Annotated in this window: 3 protein-coding genes and 1 pseudogene; all 4 read left to right on the top strand. The window is 76.8% G+C overall.

Features of this window, described 5'->3' with window-relative positions; genetic code table 11:
- Positions 1–200 precede the first annotated feature (200 nt).
- Positions 201–2924 (top strand): annotated as a pseudogene (locus ACZ47G_RS10495) (type I polyketide synthase); the annotation flags it as partial.
- Positions 2925–3223: 299 nt separating this feature from the next.
- Positions 3224–9742: a thioester reductase domain-containing protein gene (locus tag ACZ47G_RS10490; protein WP_465741032.1), complete on the top strand. Its 6519-nt coding sequence runs from the start codon at positions 3224–3226 to the stop codon at positions 9740–9742.
- A gap of 29 nt (positions 9743–9771) precedes the next feature.
- Positions 9772–16227: an SDR family NAD(P)-dependent oxidoreductase gene (locus ACZ47G_RS10485; RefSeq protein WP_465741031.1), complete on the top strand. Its 6456-nt coding sequence runs from the start codon at positions 9772–9774 to the stop codon at positions 16225–16227.
- Between the two features lie 24 nt (positions 16228–16251).
- A partial coding sequence (locus ACZ47G_RS10480) for an aspartate aminotransferase family protein (protein ID WP_465741030.1) occupies positions 16252–17900 on the top strand: 1649 nt, incomplete at its 3' end.

Below are 17900 nucleotides of genomic sequence, written 5' to 3'. Positions count from 1 at the left end.
CGAACTGGCCGATGGAACAGGCATTTTGACGTTACCTCGGAAAGGCCGGGCCGATTGCATGCTCTGCATACTTTCCTGCTCGAAATGTTGACGGCGGGTCAGATCTGATAGAGATCAGCTACCCGGCTAGGGTGCGTGCGCGATCGTCCGACCCACGCCGCCCCTGCCCGCCCGCCCCAGGACCGGAGACCCACGTGGCCGACAATGACACCCTGCGCCAGTACCTCAAGCGCGTGGTCGCCGACGCCGTCGACACCCGGGAGCGGCTGCGGGCCCTGGAGGAGCGGCAGTGCGAACCGATCGCGATCATCGGCACCGCCTGCCGCTACCCCGGCGGCGCCGACTCGCCCGAACTGCTCTGGAAACTGGTCGCCGAGGGCGTCGACGCCGTTTCCGGATTCCCGACGAACAGGGGCTGGCCCCTCGATTCCCTGTTCCACCCCGACCCCGACACCGTCGGCACGAGCTACGTCGAACAAGGCGGATTCCTGTACGACGCCGATCGATTCGACGCCGAATTCTTCGGGATGTCCCCGAGGGAGGCCCTCGGCACCGACCCCCAGCAGCGCATCCTGCTGGAAATCGCCTGGGAGGCCTGCGAACGCGCCGGGATCGCGCCCGAAACCCTGCGCGGCAGCCGAACCGGGGTGTTCGCCGGAGTGATGTACAACGACTACGGCAGCCGGCCCCACCTGCCCCGGGAAGACTTCGAGGGCTACCTGTTCAGCGGCAGCGCCCCCGGCGTCCTCTCCGGCCGACTCGCCTACGCCTTCGGCCTGGAGGGCCCCGCCGTCAGCGTCGACACCGCCTGCTCCTCCTCACTCGTCGCCCTCCACCTCGCCTGCGCGGCGCTGCGCCGCGGCGAGTGCGACCTCGCCCTGGCCGGCGGCGTCACGGTGATGGCCACCACCGCCGCCTTCCTCGGCTTCTCCCGCCAGCGCGCCCTGGCCCCGGACGGCCGCTGCAAGGCCTTCTCGGCGAGCGCCGACGGCGTCGGCTGGGGTGAGGGCGCCGGGCTGCTGATGCTCGCCCGGCTGTCCGACGCCCGCCGGGACGGCCGGCGGGTGCTCGCCGTCGTCCGGGGCTCGGCCGTCAACCAGGACGGCGCCTCCAACGGCCTCACCGCGCCCAACGGCCCCGCCCAGGAACGGGTGATCCGCGCCGCCCTCGCGGACGCCCGGCTGACCACCGAGGACATCGACGCCGTCGAGGCCCACGGCACCGGGACGGCGCTCGGCGACCCGATCGAGGCCCGGGCACTGCTGCGCACCTACGGGCAGCGCCCGGCGCAGCGGCCGGTCTGGCTGGCCTCGCTGAAGTCCAACCTCGGGCACGCCCAGGCCGCCGCCGGGGTGGGCGGGGTGATCAAGACGGTGGAGGCGCTGCGGCGCGGCCGGCTGCCCGCGACGCTGCACGCCGAACAGCCCTCCCCGCACGTGGACTGGGAGTCGGGGGCGCTCGCCCTGCTCACCGAGGCCCGCGACTGGCCGACGGTCGACCGTCCGCGCCGGGCGGCGGTGTCCTCCTTCGGGCTCGGGGGCACGAACGCGCACGTGATCCTGGAGGAGGCCCCGCCGGAGGAGCCGGTCGACTCCTCGGCAGTGCCGGCCTCGCCGCCGGTGGTGCCGTGGGTGCTCTCGGCGCGCTCCGCCCGGGCGCTGGCGGAGCGGGCGCGCGATCTGCTGGCGCTGGTCGGCGGGCCGGGCCCGGCTCCGGATCACCGGGACGTCGCCCGGACGCTGGCCGTCGGCCGGGCGGCGCTGCCGTACCGGGCGGCGGTGGTCGGCCGGACGGCTGCCGAACTCGTCGAAGCACTGGGCGAGTTGGCCGGAGACCTCGCTGCGGGCGAGGCCCGTCGTACGGAGCGGCAGGCGCGGACGGTCTTCCTGTGCCCGGACGGGGACGGGCCAGCTCCGGGTGCGGTGGCCGAACTCCGGTCTGCCTTCCCGGCGTTCGCGACGGCGTACCAGGAGGCGTACCAGGAGGCGTGCGAGGAGGCGGGCGGGGAGGCCACCGTGCTGCCGGGGGCCGCCTCGGCCAGGTTCGCGGCGCAGGTGGCGCTCCACCGGCTGTACCTCGCTTGGGGGTTGAGCCCGGCGGCACTGGTAGGCCGGGGCAGCGGCGAAGTGGTAGCCGCCCACCTCGCCGGGGTGCTCTCGGCGCCGGACGCGGTGGCCCTGCTCGCGGCCCGCGAGCGCCTGCTGCGGCAGGGCGACGAGCCGGCGGCCCGGGCGGAGTTCCGGCGCGAGCTCGCGGCGCTGACCTTCGCCGCGCCGACATCGCCCCTGATCTCGGGCGCGAGCGGTCGCGAGGAGCCCGTCGAGCGGTGGGCCGACGCGGAGGGCTGGGCCGAGCGCGCACTGGCGGGCGAGGGGCCGATCGCGGAGGGGCTGGAGGACGTACTGGTCCTGGGAGCCGAGGCCGCGCCCGGCGAGGACGCGCCGTACGCCGTCGTCCGGGCGTTGGTCGGGCGGTACGTGGCCGGGGCGGCCGTCGACTGGTCCGCCTTCTTCGCGGAGAGCGGCACCCGGCACATCGACCTGCCGACGTACCCGTTCCAGCGCGAGCGGTACTGGCTGGAGCCGACCACGGCCGCTGCCCCGGAGACCTCGTCGGCCTCCTCAGCTTCGTCTGCTTCGTCTGCTTCGTCTGCTTCGGCGGCGGGGGACGCGGGGGCGCTCGCCCGGCGCGTCGCCGACCTGCCCGCCGGGGAGCGGCGCGCCCACCTGCTGGACGCGGTACGCACCGAGGCGGCGGCCGTCCTGCGGATCGCCGACCCGATGACGATCGAAGTCGGCCGCCCCTTCCGGGAGTTCGGCTTCGATTCGCTCACCGCCGTCCAGCTGCGCAACCGACTGGCGACGCTCGCCGGGCTGGAGCTTCCGGTCACCGTGCTGTTCAACCACCCCACCCCGGACGCCGTGGCCGACCTACTGCTGGACCTGATGACCGCAGCGGACCCGCCGACCGGTACCGACCGGCCGACCGCGCTCGCCGAAGTCGACCGGCTGGAGGAGGCCTTGGCGGGCCTGCCGGCCGGCGGCGCGGAAGTCCTCGCCGTCACCGAACGCCTGCGGGACCTCCTCGACCGCTTCGGGCGGCTGGAGACCGCCACCAAGGACGAGCTGTTCGACCTCATCGACAACGAGCTCGGCCGGGCCCGGACCTGACGGCGCCGGTCGCTCCGGAGCTGACAGCACGCCCGCCGAGAGAGGAAGCCACCATGTCGGACGAGGAGAAGCTCGTCGACTACCTGCGCTGGGTCACCGCCGACCTGCGCGACGCACGACGCAGGATCGCCGAACTGGAGTCCGCTCAGCCGCAGTTGCCCTCGCCCTCGACCCCGCCCTCGGGCGAGCCGATCGCGATCGTCGGCATGGCCTGCCGCCTCCCCGGCGGCGTCGCCTCGCCCGACGACCTGTGGCGGCTGGTGCTGGACGGCCGGGACGCCGTCACACCGTTCCCCACCGATCGCGGCTGGGACCTCGACGCCCTCTACGACCCCGACCCGGAGGTGCCCGGCACGTCCTACGCCCGGGAGGGCGGTTTCGTGGACACCGCCACCCGCTTCGACGCCGGGTTCTTCGGCATCTCCCCGCGCGAGGCCACCGCCATGGACCCGCAGCAGCGGCTCCTGCTGGAGACCGCCTGGGAGGTGTTCGAGCACGCGGGCATCGACCCGACCGTCCTGCGCGGCACCGACGTCGGGGTGTTCGCCGGCGCCACCGAGCAGTCCTACCTCGGCCCGGACACCCCGGCCGAGTACGAGGGCTACCTGCTGACCGGGCGCCTGGGCAGCGTCGTCTCCGGCCGGATCGCGTACACCTTCGGCTTCCACGGCCCGGCCGTCACCGTGGACACCGCCTGCTCCTCCTCGTTGGTGGCCCTGCACCTGGCCGTGCGCTCGCTGCGCGGTGGCGAGTCGACGCTCGCCCTGGCGGGCGGGGTGACGGTCCTGGCCTCGCCGCTCGGCTTCGTGGACTTCGCCCGGCAGCGCGGCCTGGCCCCGGACGGCCGCTGCAAGTCCTTCGCCGCGGCGGCGGACGGCACCGGCTGGGCCGAGGGCGCCGGGCTCGTCCTGCTGGAGCGGCTCGCCGACGCCCGCCGCCACGGCCACCGGGTGCTCGCGGTGGTGCGCGGCACGGCCGTCAACCAGGACGGCGCCTCCAACGGGCTGACCGCGCCGAGCGGCACCGCGCAGCAGCGGGTGATCCGCAGCGCCCTGGCCGACGCCGGACTCACCCCCGGCGAGGTCGACGCCGTCGAGGGCCACGGCACCGGCACCAGGCTCGGCGACCCGATCGAGGCACAGGCCCTGCAGGCCGTCTACGGAGCGGACCGCCCGGCCGGACGACCGCTACTGCTGGGCTCGGTCAAGTCCAACCTCGGGCACGCGACGGCCGCCGCCGGGATCGGCGGGGTGATCAAGACGGTGCAGGCCCTGCGGCACGGCGTGCTGCCCCCGACGCTCCACGTGGACGGGCCGACGCCGCTGGTCGACTGGTCGGCGGGCGGGGTCGAGCTGCTCACCGAGCGGCGGCCCTGGCCATCGGCGGACCGGCCGCGCCGTGCCGGGGTGTCGGGATTCGGTGTGAGCGGGACCAACGCCCATGTGCTGCTGGAACAGGCGCCCGAAGCCGAGCGGGCACCCGAAGCCGAACCGGCGCCCGAGGCCGAACCGGCGCCCGAGGCGGCCCCGCTTCCCGCCGTACCGTGGCTGCTGTCCGCCGCGACGGCGAGCGGCCTGCGCGCCCAGGCCGCCCGGCTGCTGGACCACCTGGAACGGAGCCCCGAGGCCTCGCCCCGGGACGTGGCCGAGACCCTCGCCACCGGCCGCGCCGCGCTCAAGCACCGGGCCGCCCTGGTCGGCGCCGACCGGGACACCCTCCTGCGTGCTCTGCGCGCGCTCACCGAGGAGCCGGACGGGAAGCCGGACGGGGAACCCGTACGGCCGGGGCGCCTCGCCTTCGTGTTCCCCGGGCACGGTTCGCAGCGCCCGGAGCAGGGCCGCGGCCTCCACCGGGCGTACCCGGCGTTCGCGGCGGCCTTCGACGAGGTCTGCGCCGCGCTGGACCCGCACCTGCCGGCGCCGCTCGGCGAGGTGCTGGCCGGCGGGGGAGCGCTGGAGCGCTTCGGGTACGCACAGGCGGCGGTGTTCGCCTTCGAGGTCGCGCTGTTCCGGCTGCTGGAGTCCTTCGGAGTGCGGCCCGACGTGGTGGCCGGGCACTCGGTCGGCGAACTGGCCGCCGCCCACGTCGCCGGAGTGCTGGCGCTGCCGGACGCCGCGACCCTGCTCGCCGTCCGCGGCCGGCTGGTCGAGGCACTGCCCGCCGACGCGGCGGTGGTGGCGCTGGAGGCCTCCGAGGCGGAGGCGGTCGAGCTGCTGGCCCGGCACGGCGGGCGGGTGTCGCTCGCGGCGGTGAACGGCCCGGCCTCGGTGGTGGTGTCCGGCGACGCCGCGGCGGTGGGCGAGGTCGCCGCGGAGGTCGAGCGCCGCGGCCGCCGGGCCCGCCGGCTGACGATCAGCCGGGCGGTGCACTCGGCCGGGCTGGACCCGATGCTCCCGGAGTTCCGGCGGGCAGTGGCGGGTGTCCGGCTGGCCGCGCCGACGCTGCCACTGGTGTCCACGGTGACCGGGCACCTCGCCACCGCCGGGGAGCTGTGCTCTCCGGACCACTGGACCGCCCAACTGCGCCGCCCGGTCCGCTTCCTGGACGCCGTCCGCACCCTGGCGGCCCAGGGGGTCGGGGTGGCCCTGGAGGTGGGCCCGGACGCGGTGCTGTCGCCGCTGATCGGGGCCTGCCTGGACGGCGGCGAGCGGCCGGTCACGGCACTCCCGAGCGTACGGGCGGGCACGGCCGAGGCGCCCGGCCTGATCGGGGCGCTGGGCGCGCTCTGGGCGGCCGGGGTGCCGGTCGACTGGCGGGCCGTGCTCGGCCCGGCCCGGCGGGCGGCGGCCGAGCTGCCGACGTACCCGTTCGAACGGCAGCGGTACTGGCTGACGCCCTCCCGAACCGCACGCCAGGAGGCCGGTCCCGGTGGGCGGGCGCTCGGGCACCCGCTGCTGACCGGTGTGACGGAGCTGGCCGGGCGCGGCGAGCTGGTGTTCGGCGGACGCCTGCCCGGCGGCTCGCCGGCCGAACTGGTGGAACTGGCCCTGCGGGCGGGGGAGGAGGCCGGGTACGGCGTGCTCGACGAACTGATCGTCCATGACCGACACGGCGCGGTGGAGGCGCAGTTGGTGCTCGCCCCGGCGGACGGCGACGGGCGGCGGGCCTTCGCGGTCCACACCCGGGCGGGGGAGAGCGGGGCCTGGGCGTCGACCGCCGCGGGCGCGCTCAGCCGCGGTTCCGCCGAGCCGGCCCCCGACGGTGAGGCGTGGCCGCCGCCGGGCGCGGAAGCGGTGCCCACGGAGATCGACGGAGTGACGGCGCTCTGGCGTTCGGACGGGGAGCTGTTCGCCGAGGTGGCCCTGACCGAGGATCCGGCGGAGGACTGGGGCCTGCCCCCGGAGCTGCTGGACACGGTGCTGCGCTGCGCCGGTCCCGGGCGCGCCGCCGAGTGGCGCGGGGTCCGGCTGTACGCCACCGGCGCCACTCGGGTACGGGCCCGGATCACCCCCGGGCCGGACGGTACGGCGCTGCGGCTGACCGACCCCGGCGGCCGTCCGGTCGCCTCGGTGGCCGCCGTGGCCCTGCGGCCGCCGACCGAGCAGGACCAGGCGTCAGCGGAGGAACGGTCCCGGGCCCGGGACGGGCTGTTCCAGCTGGACTGGACCCCGGTGACCCCGCCGCCGTCCGTGCCACCGGTGACCTGGGCGGTGCTCACCGACGGCAGCGCGCCCGTAGCGCCCTCGGCGCGCAGGGTCGCGCACCTCGCGGAGGTACTGGACACGATCGGTGAGTACGACGCCGTGCTCGCACCGCTGGTGCCCGCGCCCGGCGGCGATGTCCCGGCCCAGGCCCATCAACTGGCCCTGAAAGCACTCCAGTTGGCCCAGTCCTGGCTGGCGGACGAACGCACCGCCACCGTACCGCTGGTCGTCGCGACCAGCGGCGCCGTGGCCGGGGTCACCGACCCGGCCGCCGCCACCGTATGGGGCCTGCTGCGCTCGGCCCAGTCCGAGGCCCCCGACCGGATCGTCCTGGTCGACCTCGACGACGACCCGGCCTCCGCCGCCGCCCTCCCCGCGCTGCTCGCCTCCGGCGAACCCCAGGCGGCGATCCGGGCCGGCCGGCTACTGGTCCCGCGCCTGGCCCGGGCCGTGCCGGGGGCCTCGTCCGGAACCGGTGCCGGAACCGGAACCGGTGTCGGTGTCGGTGTCGGTGTCGAGACCGGAACCGGAGCCGAAACCGGGACCACGCCCAGGGCCGGGGCCGGGGCCGTGCCCACCGGCGGCACCGTCCTGATCACCGGCGGCACCGGCGCCCTCGGCGCGGTGTTCGCCCGTCACCTGGTGCGCCGCCACGGCGTGACGCGGCTGCTGCTCACCGGCCGGCGCGGGCTCGCGACTCCCGGGGCGCCCGCCCTGGTGGCCGAACTCGCCGCGCTCGGCGCCCGGGCCACCGTGGCGGCCTGCGACGTCGCCGACCGGGCCGCGCTCGCCGCACTGCTGGCGACCGTCCCGGCCGACCGGCCGCTGACGGCCGTCCTGCACGCGGCCGGGGTGCTGGACGACGGCCTGCTCGGCGCGCTGAGCCCCGAGCGGCTGGCCGCGGTGCTGCGCCCCAAGGTGGACGCCGCCTGGCACCTGCACGAGCTGACGCTCCCGCACCGGCCGTCCGCCTTCGTGCTGTTCTCCTCGGTCGCCGGGATCGTCGGCGGGCCGGGCCAGGCCAACTACGCCGCCGCCAACACCTTCCTGGACGCCCTCGCCGAACACCGGGCCGGACTCGGCCTGCCCGCGACCGCGATCGCCTGGGGCCTCTGGCAGGGCGAGGGCGGCATGGCCGGACACCTGGGCGAGGCGGACCTGCGGCGGATCGCCCGCAGCGGGCTGCGCCCGGTCACCGCGGCCGACGGCCCGGCGCTGCTGGACGCGGCGCTGGACGGCCGGCGGGCCGCCGTGCTGGGCGCCCCGCTGGACCTCGCCGTGCTGCGGCGCCGGCCCGCCGACCTCCCGACCGTGTTCACCGGCCTCGCGCCGCTGCCGCCGCGGCCCCGCGCCGGGACGGGCGAGGCGGCGGCGGAGTCCCTCGCCCGGACGATCGCCGCGCTGCCGCCGGAGCGGCGCCGGGCGGAGGCCGTCGAGCTGGTCCGCCGGGAGGCCGGCCGGGTGCTCGGCCACCCCGACGCCGCGGCCGTCGGCGCCGAGGACGCCTTTCCCGCGCTGGGCTTCGACTCCCTCGCCGCCGTCCAACTGCGCAACCGGCTGGACGCGTTGACCGGCCTGCGGCTGGCGCCCGGGGCGGTGTTCGCGCACCCGACCCCGGCCGCGCTGGCGGACCACCTGGTGTCGGAGCTCGCCCTGCCGGAGAAACCCGCCGGGGCCGAGGCGGCCACCGGTGCCGGGGACTTCGCCGCCGACGTCCGCCTGGACGAGGACGTCCGCCCGGCCGCGGAGGTGGTCGAGGAGGCCGCCGAGCCCCGGGAGGTGCTGCTGACCGGCGCGACCGGCTTCCTCGGTGCCTTCCTGCTGCGCGACCTGATGCGCTCCACCAAGGCGACCGTGCACTGCCTGGTGCGCGCCGCCGACCACACCGCGGCCACCGAGCGACTGCGCGAGCGGCTGCGCTGGTACCGGGTGTGGGACGAGATCGACCAGGACCGGCTCGCGATCGTGGTCGGCGACCTCGCGCAGCCCCGACTCGGCCTGACCGAGCTGGAGTTCGACCGGCTGGCCCGGACCGTCGACGTGGTCCACCACGCCGGGGCCGCCGTCAACTGGCTGCGCCCGTACGCCGAACTGCGGGCCGCCAACGTGGACGGCACCCGGGAGGTGCTCCGGCTGGCCGCCCGGCACCGCACCGTGCCGGTGCACCACGTCTCCTCCACCGCCGTCTTCACGCCCCAGGCCCCGGCGCCCGGCCCGCGCGCCGTCTCGGCCCCCACCGGCCCGCCGCAGGCGCTGGCCAACGGCTACGCCCAGAGCAAGTGGGTGGCCGAGCAGGTGGTGGCGATCGCCCGGGAGCGCGGACTGCCGGTGACGGTCTACCGGGCCGACGTGATCTGCGGCGACCAGGTCCACGGTGCGTGCCAGACCAGGGACTTCTTCTGGCTGAGCCTCAAGGGGCTGGTCCAGGCCGGGGCCGTCCCGGCCGGGCTGGCGGCCGCGGGCGCCGTCCACCTGGCCCCCGTCGACTACATCAGCGCGGCCATCACCACCCTCGCCGGGCAGCGCGGGAACGCCGGCCGGACCTTCCACCTGCAGAACACCAGCACCGAGGGGTACGGCGAACTGACCGGATACCTCAGGGAGTTGGGCTACTCGCTGGCCGAGGTGGAGCTCTCGGCCTGGCAGCGCGCGGTGCGCGCCGACCCGGGCAACGCGCTCACCCCGCTGCTCGACCCGTTCGAGCGGATCGCCGGCCACGAGGCCGTCCACCCGCTGATGGACGTCTCCGCCGCCGAACGGGCCCTGGCCGGCACCGGCATCGCCTGCCCGCCGATCGACCTGCCGCTGTTCCGGCGCTACGTGGACTTCTTCGTCCGGACCGGCTGGCTCCCGCCGCCCCCGGCCGGCGCGGTACCCGGCCCCACTGGAGCGCCCGCACCCATCGGCCCGCCCGCACCCACCGCCTGACCGCGCCCCGCCCGACCAGGAGGACGACCATGCATCTGGAGATCACCCCGATCGACGCACTGCGCCGCGCGGCCCGCCGGCCCGGAGCGGGCCCGGCCCTGCACTACGAGGAAGCCGCCATCGGCTACCCCGAGCTGCTGGACCGGGCCGGGCGGCTCGCCGAGGTGCTCGCCGAGGGCGGGGTGACGGCCCGCCGCCAGGTCGCCTACCTGGGGCTGAACAGCCCGACGCTGCTGGTCACCTACCTCGCCTGCAGCTGGCTGAGCGCGGTCTTCGTCCCGGTCAACCACCGGCTCGGCGCGGCCGAGGTGGCCGAACTGCTGCGGGACTGCGAAGCCCACACGGTGGTGGCCGAGCCGGGCCACGCGCCGCTGGTCGACCGGCAGTACGGCGCGCGGCTGCTGCTGGTGGACGACGACCCGGCCGCCCCGGTCACCGAACCGCCCGGCCCGCACTGGACGCCGCTCGCCCCCGCCCTGGCCGCCGCCGCCCAGCCGCCGCGCCAACCCGCGCCGCTGGACGCCGAGGACCTCGCCGTCCTGCTGTACACCTCCGGCACCACCGGCCGCCCCAAGGGCGTGCGGCTCACTCACGGCAACATCTGGTGGAACGCCGCCAACATCGACGCGGCGATGGCCACCCGCGAGGACGACGTCAACCTGGTGGTCACCCCGCTGTCGCACATCGGCGGGCTCAACTGCTTCACCCTGCGCAACCTCGGCCACGGCGGCACCACCGTGCTGCGCCGGCGCTTCGACCCCGAGCGCACCCTGCGCGACCTGGTCGAGCTGAAGGTCGACACCTTCTTCGCCGTCCCCTCGATGTACGCCTTCCTCGCCCGCCAGCCCGGCTTCGCCGCCGCCGACCTCTCCGCGCTGCGCGGCGCCGTGGTGGCCGGCGCGCCGGTGCCGCCGGGGCTGGTCCTCGACTACGCCGCGCGCGGGGTGATGCTCCAGCAGGCCTGGGGGCTGACCGAGACCGCCTGCTTCGCCAGCTACCTGCCCGCCGAACTCACCGTCGCCAAGGCCGGCTCGGCGGGCCGGGCGATGCCCTTCACCCAGCTGCGGATCGTCGACCCGGAAACCGGCGCGGACGTCGCCGGGCCGGACCGGCCGGGCGAGGTGTGGGTGCGCGGCAAGCACGTCTCGCCCGGCTACTGGCGCAGCGAGGAGACCCTGCGGGACGCCGAGGGCTGGTTCCGCAGCGGCGACCTCGGACGGCTGGACGCCGACGGCTGCCTGTACCTGGTCGACCGGCTGAAGAACGTCATCATCCGGAACGGCGAGAAGGTCTACCCGGCCGAGGTCGAACGCGCCCTGGCCGGCTGCCCCGGCCTGCGGGAGGTCGCCGTCCTCGGGGCGCCGCACCCGGAGTGGGGCGAGACCGTGGTGGCGGTGGCGGTGGCCGAGCCCGGCGACGCCCCGACCCTGGACGCGGTACGGGAGTTCGCCGCCGACCGGCTGGCGCCGCACAAGCTTCCGGTCCGGCTGCACCTGGTCGGGGAGATCCCGCGCAACGGCGCCGGGAAGGCGGACCAGGCGGCCCTGCGGGACTTGCTGCCCACGGTCGAGGACGTGCCGGCGGCGCCGCACCCGACCGGTCCTCGCTCGACCGGTCCTCGCTCGATCGGTCCTCGCTCGATCGGTCCTCGCCCGACCGGCCGGGACGGCCTGCCCGCCCTGGTCGCCGCCGCCACCGAGACGGCGCTCGGCTTCCCGCCCGGCCGCCGCCACGGCGCCACCACGAGCTTCGCCGAACTCGGCATGGACTCGCTCAAGGCCGTCCTGCTGCGCGACCAGCTGTCCGCCGCCACCGGCCTGACGCTGCCCGTGACGCTGGTCTTCGACCACCCGACCCCGGCCGCCGTGGTCGAGCTGCTGCGTGCCCGCCTCGGTGACACCGCCCCGGCGGAGGAGGACCCGGCGCCCCCCGAGGCCCCCGGGGACGACCCGGTCGTGATCACCGGCATGGCCGTCCGGCTGCCGGGCGGGATCGCCACCCCCGAGGCGCTGTGGCAGCTGCTCACCGAGGAACGGGACGCCGTCACCCGCTTCCCCGAGGACCGCGGCTGGGACCTCGCCACGCTCGGCGACCCCGACCCCGAGGCCCCCGGCCGCTCCGACACCCGGCACGGCGGCTTCCTCGCCGACGCCGCGCTCTTCGACGCCGACTTCTTCGGCATCTCCCCGCGCGAGGCCGCCGCGATGGACCCCCAGCAGCGCCTGCTGCTGGAGACCAGCTGGGAGGCGCTGGAGCACGCGGGCATCGCCCCGACCGCCCTGCGCGGCCAGGACGTCGGGGTGTTCACCGGGGTGTTCGCCAACGGCTACACCGAGCGCGTCCCGGTCTCCCGCGCGGCCGACGGCTACCGGGTCACCGGCGGCGCCACCAGCATCGCGGCCGGCCGGGTCGCGTACGTCCTGGGCACCCACGGCCCGGCCGTCGCGGTGGACACCGCCTGCTCCTCCTCGCTGGTGGCCCTGCACCTGGCGGTGCGCTCACTGCGGGCCGGCGAGTGCAGCACGGCGCTGGTCGGCGGTGCGACGGTGATGGCGACGGCGGACGCCTTCGTCGAGTTCTCCCGCCAGCGCGCCATCGCCCCCGACGGCCGGTGCAAGCCCTTCGCCGAAGCCGCGGACGGCACCGGCTGGGCCGAGGGCGCGGCCGTCCTCGTCCTGGAACGGCTCTCCGCCGCCCGCCGGGCCGGCCGCCACCCGCTGGCGGTGGTGCGCGGCTCGGCCGTCAACCAGGACGGCGCCTCCAACGGCCTCACCGCGCCCAACGGCCCCGCCCAGCAGCGGGTGATCCGCCGGGCCCTGGCCGACGCCGGACTCGGCCCGGAGGAGGTCGACGCGGTGGAGGCGCACGGCACCGGCACCGTGCTGGGCGACCCGATCGAGGCCCAGGCGCTCATCGCCGCCTACGGGCCGGAGCGCACCGAGCCGCTGCTGGTCGGCTCGGTGAAGTCCAACCTGGGCCACACCCAGGCGGCGGCCGGCGCCGTCGGCGTGGCCGCCACGGTGCTGGCGCTGCAGCACGGGGTGCTGCCGCGCACCCTGCACGTCGACCGGCCGACCAGCCGGGTCGACTGGTCCGGCGGCGCGGTGCGGCTGCGGACCGGGACCAGCCGCTGGCCGGAGCGCGGGAGGCCGCGCCGGGCCGCGGTCTCCTCCTTCGGGATCAGCGGGACCAACGCCCATGTGGTGCTGGAACAGGCCCCTCCGCAGCAGGCGGGCACCCTTCACGCCGAGTCGCCGCCGTCGTCGGCGCCGGTGCCGCCGCTCGTGCCGCTGCTGGTGTCCGGGCGGACGCCGGAGGCGCTGGCGGCCCAGGCCGGGCGACTGGCCGAACTGCTGGACGGCGGGGCCCGCCCGCAGGACGTTGCGCTCTCCCTGGCCGCCGGGCGGTCCCTGTTCGAACGGCGGGCCGTCGTGGCGGCTGCGGACCCGGCGGCCGTGCGCGCGGCGCTGCGGGCCCTGGCGGCGGGCGGGGAGGCACCCGGACTGGTCACCGGGGCCGTACCGGCCGACCGGGCGGACCAGGACGTGGTCTTCGTCTTCCCTGGCCAGGGCACCCAATGGGCCGGAATGGGGCGGGAGTTGTGGGAGGCCGAGCCGGTCTTCGCCGAGCGGATGGCGGCCTGCGAGCAGGCCCTCGCCCGGTACGTCGACTGGTCGCTCGCCGGCGTCGTCCACGGCGCGCCCGACGCCCCGCCGCTGGACCGGGTGGACGTCGCCCAGCCGGTGTCCTTCGCCGTGATGGTCTCGCTCGCCGCCCTCTGGGAGTCCTACGGCGTCCGCCCGGCGGCCGTGCTCGGCCACTCCCAGGGCGAGATCGCCGCCGCCTGCGTGGCGGGCGCCCTGACCCTGGCGGACGCCGCCCGGACGGTCGCCCTGCGCAGCCGGGCCATCGGCGAGCGGCTCGCGGGCAGCGGCGGGATGCTCTCCGTACCGCTGCCCGAACGCCGGGTCCGGGACTGGATCCGCGCCTGCGGCCGGGGAGTCGAGATCGCCGCCGTGAACGGGCCGGAGCGCACCGTGGTCGGCGGGCAGAGCGCGGCGCTCAGCGCCTTCCACGGCGAACTGGCGGGCCGCGGCATCGACGTCCGGATGATCCCGGTCGACTACGCCTCCCACACCGCACAGGTGGCGGAGCTGGAGCCGGAGCTGCTCCGCCTGCTGGCCGGGGTACCGGCCTCGGCCCCGGGAGTGCCCTGGTACTCGACGGTCGACGGCGGGTGGATCACCGGCCCGGTCGGCCCGGACTACTGGTACCGCAACCTGCGCCACCCGGTGCGCTTCGAACCGGCGGTACGGGCCCTCGCCGGCGAGGGCTGTACGGCCTTCGTCGAGATCGCCGCCCACCCCGTGCTGAGCACGGCCATCGAGGCCACCCTCGCCGACACCGGGGCGGGCCCGGCGGCCGTGGTCTGCGGGACGCTCAGCCGCGGCGACGGCGGGCGGGACCGGTTCGCCCGCGCGCTCGCGAAGGCGTTCGTCCGGGGCGTGCCCGTCGACTGGACGCCGCTGCTCCCGCCCGACGCGCGCCGGGTCGACCTGCCGACCTACCCGTTCCAGCGGCGGCGGTACTGGCCGGAGACGCCGCAGGCCCAGGCCCAGGCCCAGGTTCAGACGGTCGGCGGTGGCGCACTGTTCCGGGTCGCCTGGCGGGACCTGCCCGTGCGGGGCGCGGAGCCCGTCCCCGTCACGCCGGTCGCGGACCTGGCGGCGGCGCCGGAGTCCTCGGGCCGGCTACTGCTCCTGCCGGTGCCCGAGGCCACCGCCGACGCAGCCGTCGAAGCCGCCGACGACGCCGAGCGCGCCCGGCGCTCGACCGCCCGGGTGCTGACGGCCGTCCAGGCCTTCCTGGCCGAGCCCCGCCACGAGGACCACCGCCTGGTCGTGGCCACCCGGCACGGCGTGGCGACCCAGCAGGGTGAGCCGGTGGACCCGGCCCAGGCGGCGGTGGCCGGACTGGTGCGCTCGGCGCAGACCGAGTACCCCGGCCGGCTCCTCCTCGTCGACCTCGACCTGCCCGCCGACGCGACCCCCGAGGCCTGCGCCCGAGCCGTCGGCGCGGCCCTGGGCGAGGTGCTGGCGGCGGACGAGCCGCAGTTCGCCCTCCGTGGCCCGGCCGTCCGGGTGCCCCGCTTGGCCCGGCTGGCCCCGGCCGCGCCCGGCTCGGACGGCCCGGCGCTGGACCCGGCCGGTACCGCGCTGATCACCGGCGGCACCGGACTGCTGGGCCGGCAGATCGCCCGCCACCTGGTGACCGGGCACGGCATCCGTCGGCTCCTGCTCGCCTCCCGGCGCGGCCCCGAGGCGCCCGGAGCCGCCGAACTGTGCGCCGAACTGGCCGAGTTGGGCGCCCATGCGGAGGCCGTCCGCTGCGACGCCGCCGACCGCGAGCAGGTGCGCGCGCTGGTCGCGGGCGTCCCGGCCGAGGCGCCGCTGACCGTGGTCGTGCACACCGCCGGAGTCCTGGACGACGCCCTGGTCGGCGCACAGACCCCCGAGCGGCTCGCCACCGTGCTGCGCCCGAAGGCGGACGCCGCCCTCTGGCTGGACCAGGCCACCCGCGACCTCCCCGTGACCCTGGTGCTCTGCTCGTCCGCCGCCGGAATCGTCGGGACGGCCGGCCAGTCCGGCTACGCGGCGGCCAACGCCTTCCTGGACGCCCTGGCGGCCCGCCGCCGGACCGCCGGCCGGCCCGCCGTATCGCTGGCCTGGGGCTCCTGGGACGCCCCCGACGGCATGACGGCCGCCCTGGGCCGGGCGGACCGCGCCCGGCTGGCCCGCACCGGCGTACGGCCGCTCCAACCCGTCGAGGCGCTGCGGCTGTTCGACGCGGGCCTCGCCGACGGCCGTCCGGTGCTGGTGCCCCTGGCCCTGGACACCGCCGCGATCCACCAACCCGCTCCCGCGCTGCTGCGGGAGCTCGCCGCGCCGCACCCGGCGGCCCCGGCGCCCGGCGGCGCCGAACCGCAGCCGGTACGGCTGGTCGCCACCGACCCCGGCGCCCTACTGGAGCTGGTCCGCGCCGAAGCCGCCGAGGTGCTCGGGGCGGACGAGCGGATCCCCGCCGAGGAACCCTTCGAGTACGCCGGCTTCGACTCCCTGATGGCGCTCGAACTGCGCGACCGGCTGGCCCGGTTGACCGGCGCCAAGCTCCCCGCGACGCTGGTCTACGACCACCCGAACCCGGCCGCCGTCGCCGAGCAGCTGCGCCACCTGCTGGGCTCCGTCCAGGAGCAGCGGGCGGCCACCGCCGCGCTGGACACCCTGGAGCACGCCCTCGCCGCCCTGGACGCGGCTGCCCGCGAGGAACACGCCGCCCGGCTGCGCGCCCTGCTCCAGCGGCTCGAACCGGCCGCTGCCGCTCCGGGAGCCGCCTCGGGGGCCGCAGCCGCGGCCACCGTCACGGCCGACGAACTGGCCGACGCCGACGACGACGAACTGCTCCGCTTCATCGACACCCGGCTCTGACCGGCACCCCAGAGAGGCACCGCGATGAACACCACCGGTCTGGCCGAACCCTTCCTCCGCGCCCAGCTGGAAACCCTGGGCCTGGCCGTCGAGTACGTCCGCGCCGAGGGCGACACCCTCTACCGGCGCGGCGACGACGGCGGCGAGATCCCCGTGCTCGACCTCGTCGGCGGCTTCGGCGCGACGATCCTCGGCCACAACCACCCCGAAGTGACGGCTCTCGCCCAGGAGTTGCTGGCCGCCCAGGTGCCGGTGCACGCGCAGTTCTCGCTGCACCCGTACGCCGAGACCGTCGCCCGTCGGCTCAACGACATCCTCCGCCGGGAGACCGGCGACCCGGGCCGCTACCTGGCCGTCTTCGCCAACAGCGGGGCCGAGGCGGTGGAGGCCGCGGTCAAGCACGCCGAGCTGGACCGCGGCCTGAAGGCGGCCTCGCTGCTCGAACGGATCGGCGAGGGCATCGAGCGGGCCCGCCGGGCCGCCCGCGACGGCGCGCCCCTCAGCGCGGCCGCCCAACGGCTCGCGGGCGGCGGGGACTTCGACGCGCTGGCCACCGCCGTCAGCGCCGCCAACCGGGCCTGCGGCGAGGAGCCGCCGGTGCTGCTCGCGCTGGCCGGGGGCTTCCACGGCAAGCTGGTCGGCAGCGTCCAGCTGACCCACAACCCGGCCGTCCGGGAGCCGTTCCGGGCCCTGGCCGCCCCGTGCCGCTTCGTCCCCGCCGAGGACCCGGAGGCGCTGGCCGAGGCGATCGCCGAGGAGCGCCGGGCGCTGCTCGGCCTCGCCGTCTCCGATGGCGCCGTGGACGTCGTCGAGTACCAACTGCCCAGGCTGTGCGCGCTGTTGCTGGAGCCGGTCCAGGGCGAGGGCGGGATCCGGCCGCTCACCGCCGGGTACGCGCGCGAGGTGCAGCGGATCTGCGCCGAGGCGGACTGCCCGATCGTGGTGGACGAGGTGCAGAGCGGCATGGGCCGTACCGGCACCTTCCTGGCGAGTTCGGCCATCGGGCTGCGCGGCGACTACTACGTGCTCGCCAAGAGCCTCGGCGGCGGCCTCGCCAAGGCCGCGGTGACGCTGGTCCACCAGCGGCGTCACCGGCCCGAGTTCGAGCTGCTGCACAGCTCCACCTTCGCCAAGGACGCCTTCTCCACCCTGATCGCCGCCCGCACTCTCGACCTGCTGGAGGCGGACGGCGGCGCCCTGTACCGGCGGGCCGCCGAGCGGGGAGAACGCATCCTGGAGCAACTGTCCGGTGTGCGCGACGACTTCAAGGACGTCGTGGTGGACGTGCGCGGCCGCGGACTGATGCTCGGCCTGGAACTGCGCGACCAGAGCGACTCCCCGTCACCGGTGCTGAGCGAACTCTCCCGGGCCGGGGTGCTCGGCTTCGCCGCCGCCGGCCACCTCCTCAACGCCCATGCGCTACGGGTCTTCCCGACCGTCAGCGCGGCGACCACCCTGCGGATCGAGCCGTCCGTCCGGATCACCGACGCGCAGATCGACCAGGCGGAGGCCGCCCTGCGCGCGCTCTGTGAGGTCCTGCGCGCCCAGGACGGCGAGCGGCTCCTGGGGCGTGGTTTGCCACTCCCACCGCGGGGGGAGGGTTGTGGAAGAAGCCACGGAGGAGGGGGAAGAGGGAGGGGGCAAAGGGGGGGGGGGGGGGGGGGGGGGTGGGG

The sequence above is a fragment of the Kitasatospora sp. NPDC030952 genome, from assembly GCF_055571335.1.
Note: the sequence above shows the minus strand (reverse complement) of the source record. Positions and strands in the feature narration are given on the sequence as shown.